The organism is Ensifer sp. SSB1 (assembly GCF_016652895.1).
Lineage (GTDB): Bacteria > Pseudomonadota > Alphaproteobacteria > Rhizobiales > Rhizobiaceae > Ensifer.
In genome coordinates this window covers 10,765-20,778 of sequence record NZ_JAEPRP010000131.1, presented here as the reverse complement: position 1 = coordinate 20,778, position 10,014 = coordinate 10,765, and the positions used below count along the sequence as shown (strand labels likewise).

The following is a 10,014-nucleotide window of genomic DNA, read 5'->3' as shown; positions in this document are numbered from 1 at the left end:
GTTTCCAATGAGGCCGATGTTCACGGAATCGTGGAGGCCGGCGAGCGCGCTCATGGCACGACGACTCTGCTCGTCAACAATGCCGGTATCGCCCATCAGGCGCTGTTCGAGAACCTCGAGGTCGGCGACTTCGACCGCATGTTCGCGGTTCACGTGCGCGGAACGTTCCTGATGACCCGGGCGGTGCTGCGCCCGATGCTTGAGCGCGGCGAGGGCGTGATCGTCAATATCGCCTCGCAGCTCGGTCAGATCGGTGGTGTCGAGCTCGTCCACTATTCCGGTGCCAAGGCGGCGATCATCGGCATGACCAAGGCGCTGGCCCGCGAGGTGTCGAGCCGCGGCGTTCGCGTCAATGCCGTCGCGCCCGGGCCGATCAATACGCCGCTCGTCATGGAACTCTCGGACGACTGGCGCGCAGCCAAGAAACAGCAATTGCCGCTCGGCCGCTTCGGCGAGCCGGAGGAGGTCGCAGCCACGGTGTCCTTTCTGGCATCGCCGGCGGCCAGCCTCTTCGTTGGCCAGACGCTTGGGCCGAACTCCGGCGATGTGATGCTTTGACAGGAAAGATGGAAATGACAAATCCTCCCAAGACTTCCCGCATTGTCATCGTCACCGGTGCCGGCATCGGCATCGGCCAGGCGACCGCCAAGTCCTTCGCAGCCGCGGGCGACCATGTGGTCGTAACCGATATTTTAGAGCGTGAGGGTGCGGCCACTGTCGAGGCGATCCGTGCTGCCGGCGGCTCGGCCGAGTTCGCCTATTACGATGTGCGCTCGACGTCTGCGACGGATGCACTGGTGGCCGACGTCGAAAGCCGCCACGGCCATATCGACGTTATCGTCGCCAATGCCGGCATTGCCCACCGCACGCCGATTGCGCAACTGACCGATGACCGGTGGGACCTGACCTTCGACATCGACTTGAAGGGCATCTTCCGGCTCGCGCGGGCAGCAAGCCCCGGCATGCGCCGCCGCGGCAAGGGCAGCATCGTCGCGCTCTCGTCGATCATGGGCGTCGCCTATGGCTGGGACGAACACGTCCATTATTCCGCCGCCAAGTCCGGCGTCGTTGGCCTCGTCCGCGGACTGGCTGTCGAGCTTGCGGCTGATGGTGTGCGCGTCAATGGCGTTGCGCCCGGCTACATCCGCACGGCGCAGCTGCTGTCTGAAGAAAATTCGCTAGGTCCGGTCGGCGCTGAAGCGGCCGCCGCCTTCATTCCGATGAAGCGGCTCGGGACGCCGGAGGACATTGCCGACGTGATCGCGTTCCTGGCGTCCGACGCCGCCCGCTACATGACCGGGCAGGTCCTGGTCGTCGACGGCGGCCTGCTGGTCGGGCGCTACTGACGTTTCTGAGATCGTGCGGCGGCCGCGTAGGGAGCGACTGGGCTCCAGGCCGCCGGACTGAGTGCCGCGATGGCGGCGAATGATGAAAGGAGGCCGCTAACGGCCTTCGGGGAACAACGAAAACTGGAGAAGAGACAATGCCTAGTATGGAACTCAATCGACGCTCGCTCCTCAAACGCTCCGCCGGGGTGATGGCGCTCGCGATCGGGGGCGGAACGCCGTTCCTCTCCTCGCGTGCAGCCTTCGCGCAGGCGAGCGATCTCGCCAGCCAACAGCTGCGCACCATCGGCCTCTCGGTCACCGTGCAGGAACGCATCCTCGAACAGTTCAAGGCGGCAGCCGGCGTTGGCGGCACCTCGGGAACGGCTGCCACCTTCCCGGATGCGCAGACGAAGATCCTCTCCGGCTCCAAGGACTATGACTGCTGGGAGATCATCGCCGAACGTCTGCCTTCTATCGTCATGACCAACAATGTCGAGCCGATCCCGGCCTCGGCGCTGAAGAACTGGGCGAACATCCGCGATACCTTCACCACCGCCAGCGACAAGTGGGATCGCGCCGCGCAGATCGTCGGGCAGATCTGGACCGACGACAGCCAGGCCTCGCTCAACATGGTGCCGGCCGTCTACAACTACGACTCCATCGGCTACAATCCCGACGTTCTTTCGGCCGAGGAGGCCAATAGCTGGGCGGCTATCTTCGATCCGAAGTGGAAGGGCAAGTCCGGCATCAACACCGACCCGTTGATCGCGATCGGTCAGGCGATCATGGCGATGAACTCGCTTGGCCTTTCCGACGTCAAGAACCCCGGCAACCCGACCGCGGCTGAAATCGACGAGGCCGCCGCCTTCCTGATCTCCAAGAAGAAGGAAGGTCAGTTCCGTGCGCTCTGGGGTGATTTCGGCGAGCTCGTCAACCTCATGGCATCGGGCGAAATGGTGGTCTGCGACGCCTGGCAGCCGGCCGTCATGGCGGTCAAGGCGCAGGGCAAACCGTGCCGGTACGCCGTGCCGAAGGAAGGATATCGCGGCTGGGCGATCGGGCCTGCGATGATCGCCGGCACGACGAACAAGGAAGCCGTCATCGCCTACGCCGACTATTGGCTCTCTGGCGAACCGGGCATCACCGTTTCGGAACAGGGCTACTATTCGCCCTCGACCAACATCAAGAACGTCATGGCGCCGGAAAAATATGCCTTCTGGTACGAAGGCAAGCCCTGGGTCGGTGCTGCGGAGCGCGGCATCAAGGAAGGCGACCTGCGTGACGGCGGCTCGCTCGAGGAGCGCGCCAAGAACGTCGCCTACTGGCACCAGTGGCCGGATGAATACGACCACCTGATCCAGAAGTGGGACGAGTTCCTGAACGCCTGATCGAACACGCCGGGCGGCGCGCCGCCTGGCTTTTGAGACATGGCGCATGGCCCCGAGCGACCACCCGGTCGTCTCACATACGAACCGGTCGGGATGGCCGGGGCCATGCGCCGGATAGCCGCGATTTCAGACAAGCTCCGGAGAGCCACGATGATCTTCGACCTCGAACTCAACAATGTCGGCAAGGTCTATGACAACGGCACGCCCGCCGTGATCGACTTCAACCTGTCCGTCGCCAAGGGCGAGTTCATCGCGTTCCTCGGCCCCTCCGGCTGCGGCAAGACGACGACGCTCAGGATGATCGCTGGTTTCGAGGCGATCTCCTCCGGCGACATGCTGATCAAGGGCAAGCGGATGAACGACGTGCGGCCCGAGCATCGGCCGACCTCGATGATCTTCCAGAGCTACGCGCTTTTTCCGCACATGACGGTGCGCCGCAACGTCGGCTACGGTCTGGAGGTGAAAGGCATGGCTAAGGCGGAACGCGACGCGAAGGTCGACCGGATCCTGGCGACACTGGGCCTCGAAGACATTGCCGACAAGAAGCCCGACCGGCTCTCCGGTGGCCAGCGGCAACGCATCGCTCTGGCGCGCGGCCTGGTGGTCGAGCCCGACATCCTGCTGCTCGACGAACCGCTCGGCGCGCTCGACGCCAATTTGCGCAAGGCGATCCAGAACGAGCTCAAGCTGCTGCAAAAGACGCTCGGCGTGACCTTCATCTTTGTCACGCATGCCCAATCCGAAGCGCTTGCCCTGTCGGATCGGATCGTCGTCATGAACCAGGGGCGGGTCGAACAGATCAGCCCGCCGCATCAGCTGTATACACGGCCGAATACGGCCTTCGTCGCCCAGTTCATCGGCAACAACACCATCTTTGATGGCGAGGTGGATGGTGCCTCCGGCGAGCGGGCTCTGGTGTCGACTGCCGTCGGCCAATTGTCCGGACGCGTCAATGGCGCCTTTGCCGGCCAGTCACGCGTCAACATCGTCATTCCGGCAGAGGCGATCGAGGTTCACGCAGCCGCACGTGTCGACCGCGACCGTATCGCCGCGAACTACGGTGGCAACGTCGTCGGCGCTAACGTGCGGCGCTTCGACGTCGTCGGTCATGTTTCCCATCTGACGGCGGCACTTCCGGACGGACGCACCGTCTCGCTGGAGGCCCATGTCGACAAGTACCAACCCGACGCCTTCCCCGTCGGTGCCGACATTCTTCTGAGCTGGCAGCCGGGCGAAGCAACCGTCATCCCAGCCTGACTTTTTGAACGAAAAACACGAAGGAGACATACCATGGCCAAGGAAATCCTCTGCAGCTTCGGCATCGACGTCGATGCGGTTGCCGGCTGGCTCGGATCGTACGGGGGCGAGGATTCACCGGACGACATCTCGCGTGGTCTTTTTGCCGGCGAGGTCGGCAGTCCGCGGTTGCTGAAGCTGTTCGAACGTTTCGGCATCAAGACCACCTGGTTCATCCCCGGGCACTCGATCGAGACCTTCCCGGAACAGATGCAGGCGGTCGCCGATGCCGGACACGAGATCGGTATTCACGGCTACACCCACGAAAACCCGATCGCCATGACCCGCGAGCAGGAAATCGAAGTGCTCGACAAGTGCATCGAGCTCGTCACCAAACTGTCGGGCAAGCGGCCGACCGGCTATGTCGCCCCCTGGTGGGAGTTCTCCAACGTTACCAACGAGCTGCTGCTTGAACGTGGCATCAAGTACGACCACTCGCTGATGCACAACGACTTCACGCCCTATTATGTGCGTGTCGGCGACAAGTGGACCAAGATCGACTATTCGAAGAAGCCATCGGACTGGATGGTGCCGCTCACGCGCGGCAAGGAAACCGATCTGATCGAAATCCCGGCCTCCTGGTATCTCGATGATCTGCCCCCGATGATGTTCATCAAGAAGTCGCCGAACAGCCACGGCTTCGTCAATCCGCACGATATCGAGCAGATCTGGCGCGACCAGTTCGACTGGGTCTATCGCGAGATGGACTATGCGGTGTTTCCAATTACCATTCACCCGGATGTCGCCGGACGCCCGCAGGTTCTGATGATGCTCGAGAGGCTCTATGCCCACATGATCAAGCATCCGGGCGTGAAGTTCGTGACGATGAACGAGATCGCCGACGATTTCGCCAAGCGCTTCCCGCGCAAGAAATAACCAGCCCAAGGGGGCGGTTTGCCGCCCCCTTTAGACATTTTGAACGGACAGCATCATGTGTTCCCTTTGCGGCATCCTCGGCGGCAACGAACATTGGGCCGACGCCGTGGCGCGACCCGGTGTCTTCACCCGCAATGTCGAGCGGATAGATCGCCGGCGTGAACGCGCGAACCGTGTGCGCATCGCCAACACGATGCTTGCGCGCTTCGGCCTGACACTTGCCGATTGGCAAGGCGCATCCTTCGTGCTGTCGACGCGGACCGGCAAGAACGAGATCATTGAGGATCTCGGCCATTTGTGGCCGGCGGCCGAACGGCTCTGCGGCCGGGTCTGCGATCCGCTCGATCCTGCCTTCATTGCCGTGGCGGAGGAAATGTGATGGCCGAGGAGATACCGCTGCTCACGCCCATCAACCTTTTGACCGGCTTCCTCGGATCGGGCAAGACGACGCTGCTGTCGCGGCTGCTTGCCGACCCGGCGCTCAGCGACGCCGCGGTGCTCATCAACGAGTTCGGCGAAGTCGGTCTCGACCACCATCTGGTCGAGCGTATCGACGACACCATGGTGCTTCTGCAGTCCGGTTGCCTCTGCTGCACCGTCCGCGGCGAACTCGCCGACGCCATCAGGGACCTGCATTCCAAACGCGAGCGCGGGCTCGTGCCGCCGTTCCGGCGGATTGTCGTCGAAAGCACTGGGCTCGCCGATCCATTTCCGGTGCTGTCAACGATCAAGGCGGATCCGGTATTGCGCCATCACTTCCGGCCGGGAAACGTCATTACCACGGTCGATGCCGTCAACGGCCTGACGCAGCTCGAAACCTACGTCGAATCCAACCGCCAGGCTGCGGTCGCCGATCGCCTGGTCGTCACCAAGTCGGATCTGACCGATGCCGGCACTGTCGCGGCACTGTCGGACAAATTGCGGATCATCAATCCGGATGCGCCACTGGTGCTGGCTGGCGAACCGGACATCGACCTTGCCGCTCTCATCGACGAACGGCCGACGTTGCGCGCGAACGGCCTGCAGTCGGCGAGCGGTTTTTATTGCGATGCGCCGACGATTCTGACGACGGCTGACGGTACCGCGCATGCCTCCGCCGTGACCTCATTCGTGATGACGGTCGAAAGGGCGGTGGATTGGACCGCTTTCGGCCTCTGGCTGACGATGCTCCTCAATCGCCACGGCGAACGGGTTCTCCGGGTCAAGGGCATCCTCAATATCGCCGGGGAGGAGCGCCCTGTCGCCATCCACGGCGTTCAGCATCTGGTGCATACGCCTGTCCACATGGAGCGCTGGCCGGATGAGGATCGCCGCTCGCGCATCGTCTTTATCGTTGACGGTCTCGATGTCGGACTGCTCAAACGGTCGTTCGAGGCATTCGCGCTCGATCGGTCGCCCGCATTCGCCCCGGGTGTTGCCGAAGAACCGGTTTTACAGGAACGCCTTTCGTCCCCATGAGCAAGCACAAGCCTGATCAATCGACCGTCGCCACGCCCGCCCTGCATCTGGCCGGGCGGCCGAAGCTCCGGGTGCTCGGTACGGCGATTTCCCTGCTTGAGGAACTGCGGCTGCGCGCCGAAGAGGACCTCGGCATTGAGGTGGTGTTCGACAATAACGACTTCCTCACGACCCAGCACAAGGCGGCGCAGGAGCCGGACAGCTACGACATCTACGACCAGTGCTTCCACAATCTCGACATTGTCTGGTACTGGCGGGCGATCCAGCCGATCAGCACCGGGCGGATTGCGCTCTGGGACGAAATCAACGATCTGACGAAGACCGGGCATATCGGGCCAAATGCACGGCTGGGGCAGGGGGACGCGCCTGTCAAGAAGCTCTTCGTCCAGCCCAATCTGGAATTGGGCGATGCGCCGTCGACGTCGATCTCGATGTTGCCGACGACCCATAACTTCGACAGCTTCGCCTATCGCACGGATGTGGCGCCCAACGCGGTTGCTATGAACAGTTGGGCGGCACTGCTGGACGAGCGCTGGGCTGGTCGCGCCGCACTGGTCGACGAGCCGGCAATCGGCATCTTCGATGCAGCGCTCGCGGCTCAAGCCGCCGGCCTCATGAGTTTCGACAATATTGGCAGCATGAGTGTCGATGAGATCGATCGCCTGATCGGGCTTCTCGAGGAGCGCAAGAAGGATGGCTACTTCCGCGCCTTCTGGCGCACCGCGGAGGATGCGGCCCGCCTGATGTTGCGCGGCGAAACGGACATCCAGAGCATGTGGTCGACCGGCATCAACATCCTCAACGGCCAGGGTGTGCCGGTCGAGCAGGCAGTACCCGCCGAAGGCTACCGCGCCTGGCACGGGGGACTATGCCTCGCGCGCCATCTCTCCGGGCGCATGCTCGACGTCGCCTACGAGTATCTCAACTGGTGGATTTCCGGATGGCCGGGAGCCGTGGTCGCGCGGCAAGGCTATTACATCTCGACACCCGAGCGCTCGCGGGCATTCATGTCGGCGGCGGAGTGGGACTATTGGTATGGGGGGCTGCCGGCGGCGGAAGACTTGCCGGGGCCGGATGGCACGATCCGCATCAAGGCGGGCTCGGTGCGCAGCGGTGGCTCCTATTGGCAGCGCGCCAATTGCATTGCCGTTTGGAACACGACGATGGACGAACACAATTATCTGGTTCGTCGCTGGATGCAGCTTGTGGAACGATAACGCGTTTGCGGCTCTGGTGGAGCTGCAAGAAATAGCTTTATCGTTTTGTTTTTGCGTATTTATTGACGGAGTGTAACTCCTCGCCTCTCGAGAAATGCGCTATGGAAGGAGCCAATAATGCAGGATTTGGGCGAGCGCTCGATTGCGCAGCTTTCCGTCTTGTTACAATCCGGTGCGCTGGACCCACGCGCGCTCGCCGAATGGACGCTGGGACGGATACGGGACCATGCTGACCAGGCGATCTTCACGATCGTCACGCCTGAGCGGGCGATGCGGGAGGCCGAGGCATCGTACATGCGGCTTTGGTCTGGCCGTTCACTCGGCCTTCTCGACGGTATCCCGGTCGCCTGGAAGGATCTTTTCGCGATCAAGGGCCTGCCGACCACCGCCGGCTCGATCGTGCTGAAGGATGATCCGGCGGTCACTGAGGATGCGGCCGTCGTCGCTGCTCTCGACAAGGCCGGCATGGTCAGTGTCGGGCGGGTCAACATGAGCGAATTCGCTTTCTCCGGTCTCGGGCTCAATCCGCATTACGGTACGCCGCGCAATCCGCGCGCCGAAGGCGTAGAGCGCGTGCCCGGCGGATCGTCCTCGGGCTCGGGCGTTGCGGTTGCCGCGGGCCTCGTGCCGGTCTCGATCGGCACCGACACCGGCGGATCCATCCGCATTCCGGCGGCGCTGAACGGCATCGTCGGTTACAAGGCGACACGCGGCCGCTATTCGATGCACGGGGTCTTTCCCTTGGCAAAAAGCCTCGATTCGCTTGGGCCTCTCTGCCGCACGGTACAGGATGCCGTCTGGGTTGATGCCGCGATGCGCGGGTCCGCATCGGAGGTGCGCAGGGGCAGCCTTGAGGGACTTTCGATCGTCGTGCCGACCAATGTCGTGTTCGATGGTGCGGAAGACGGAGTGGTCGCGGCCTTCGAAGACGTGCTGTCGCGGCTCGAACGGGTGGGCGCACGGGTCAGGCGTCAGGCGTTTCCGGCTTTCACGCGCATCTTCGAGATCATGGCTGCGCACGGCCCCCTGGTGACCGCCGAAGCGTTCGCCCTGCATCGCTCCAGGCTTGAAGGCTCTCACGCCGCGTCCATGGACAGGCGCGTCGTTACTCGGGCTCGGCTTGGGGAAAAGATCGCACTCTCCGACTATATCGCAATCCTTGACGCCCGCGACCGGTTAATCGCCGAGGTCTCGGCGTCGGTCGGCCCGAGCGAGATCATCGCCTATCCGACGGTTGCGCACGTTGCGCCCCCAACGGCGCCGCTCGAAGCGGATGACGCCTTGTTTGTCGAGACCAACGCCAGGACGCTGCGCAACACATTGATCGGCAATTTCCTCGATTGGTGTGGCGTGTCGCTGCCCTGTGGCACCGGCGAAGCGGGTATGCCGGTTGGCCTTCTGCTCTCGGCTCTGCCGCACCACGATACGCATCTTCTATCCGTGGCGCTGGCTGCGGAAGAGGTGGTGCGTGCGGGCTGATACCGGTGGACTGGCGGGTTTTTGCACTACGCCCACCGACAAGAGCGAGCGCACTTTGCGACTAGCCGGGCCACCGAAGCCGTAGTTAACTGACCCTACAGCGCAACGCGCCTTATGAGATGGGCAAAGGTCGCTGTAGCATTTTGCAGGAGATCCTCCGCGAAGGCCTCACGCGCAAGACACGAAAGATGTCGCGAAACGAAGGCCGGTGGGATCGGAGAACGACCGAGATCGGCAGCGCTTGGCACAAAGGGAACAGCCGCGCGACGGGCCGTTGGACTTGATGGGAGCTTCGCATGGACGAGAGTTATTCCACGGCAGGCACCGCTGCGTTCGAACGCAAGCGTTATTGGGACGAGGCGGTGTCGAGCACCTATTTCCCGCTCGACCTGCGTTTCCAGAACGCGCAGGAGTTCTCCGGCGAGCTTAACGTCTGGGATCTCGGTGCCGTCTCGCTGTCGCGGCTGGAATCTGATGGTCTGCTTTATCGCCGACAAAAACGGCATCTTCTACACGAGCGTGAGGAGAGCTACCTGATCACGGTGCCGGAGAAGGCGGAGATCAGTTTCGAGCAGAGCGGCAAGGCCGTGACCTGCAAACCCGGCGCCTTCCTTGTCGAGCGCAGCCATCTGCCCTATGAGTTCAGCTATAGTGCGAAGAACACCCTTTGGGTGCTGAAAGTACCGATCGTCGCGCTGCGCCCCCGCGTGGGCCTGCCTGAGCGCATTGCCTCGCTGAGCTTCGATTCCACCCGCGGTACCGGTGCCCTCTTCGTCGACATGATCCGCCTGATTGCGCCGCGGCTCGTCGAAATGGACGCATCGGCTCGCGACATGACCGGCAAGCACCTCGTCGACATCCTGGCGATGTCGCTGACATCGGACGAGCGCATGCTGATGTCCGATGCGACATCGGTTCAGCTCGGCCACCTTCACCGTGTCGAAGGCTTCGTGCGGGCCAATCTCGCCAGGG

10 protein-coding genes are annotated in these 10,014 nt (G+C 62.9%); all 10 read left to right on the top strand.

The features are described from left to right. Positions 1-558, top strand: a 558-nt coding sequence (locus I8N66_RS26525; protein WP_291160182.1) for an SDR family oxidoreductase, incomplete at its 5' end; no start/stop codon positions are given. A gap of 14 nt (positions 559-572) precedes the next feature. After that, positions 573-1,346 carry an SDR family NAD(P)-dependent oxidoreductase gene (locus I8N66_RS26520; protein ID WP_291160180.1) on the top strand — a complete coding sequence of 258 codons (774 nt, stop codon included), beginning with the start codon at positions 573-575 and terminating at the stop codon, positions 1,344-1,346. 137 nt (positions 1,347-1,483) lie between these two features. Continuing rightward, positions 1,484-2,716 (top strand): extracellular solute-binding protein, encoded by a 1,233-nt coding sequence (locus I8N66_RS26515; protein WP_291160177.1) that lies wholly within the window; start codon positions 1,484-1,486, stop codon positions 2,714-2,716. Between the two features lie 150 nt (positions 2,717-2,866). After that, on the top strand, positions 2,867-3,973 hold the full coding sequence (locus I8N66_RS26510; protein ID WP_291160174.1) for an ABC transporter ATP-binding protein: 1,107 nt from the start codon (positions 2,867-2,869) through the stop codon (positions 3,971-3,973). Positions 3,974-4,006: 33 nt separating this feature from the next. Continuing rightward, entirely contained in the window at positions 4,007-4,888 is an 882-nt protein-coding gene (locus tag I8N66_RS26505) for a polysaccharide deacetylase (protein ID WP_223729161.1), read from the top strand. A 55-nt stretch (positions 4,889-4,943) separates the two neighbouring features. Next, positions 4,944-5,267 (top strand): hypothetical protein, encoded by a 324-nt coding sequence (locus I8N66_RS26500; RefSeq protein ID WP_291160171.1) that lies wholly within the window; start codon positions 4,944-4,946, stop codon positions 5,265-5,267. After that, complete coding sequence (locus I8N66_RS26495; RefSeq protein WP_291160169.1) at positions 5,267-6,346, top strand: GTP-binding protein; 1,080 nt, start codon at positions 5,267-5,269, stop codon at positions 6,344-6,346. The genes I8N66_RS26500 and I8N66_RS26495 overlap by 1 nt, the downstream gene beginning before the upstream one ends. Continuing rightward, complete coding sequence (locus tag I8N66_RS26490; RefSeq protein ID WP_291160166.1) at positions 6,343-7,563, top strand: extracellular solute-binding protein; 1,221 nt, start codon at positions 6,343-6,345, stop codon at positions 7,561-7,563. The genes I8N66_RS26495 and I8N66_RS26490 overlap by 4 nt, the downstream gene beginning before the upstream one ends. 117 nt (positions 7,564-7,680) lie before the next feature. Beyond that, a complete protein-coding gene (locus I8N66_RS26485; protein WP_291160163.1) occupies positions 7,681-9,042 on the top strand; it encodes an amidase in 1,362 nt (453 codons plus the stop codon). Between the two features lie 296 nt (positions 9,043-9,338). After that, on the top strand, positions 9,339-10,014 hold a 676-nt coding region (locus I8N66_RS26480), incomplete at its 3' end, for an AraC family transcriptional regulator (RefSeq protein ID WP_291160160.1).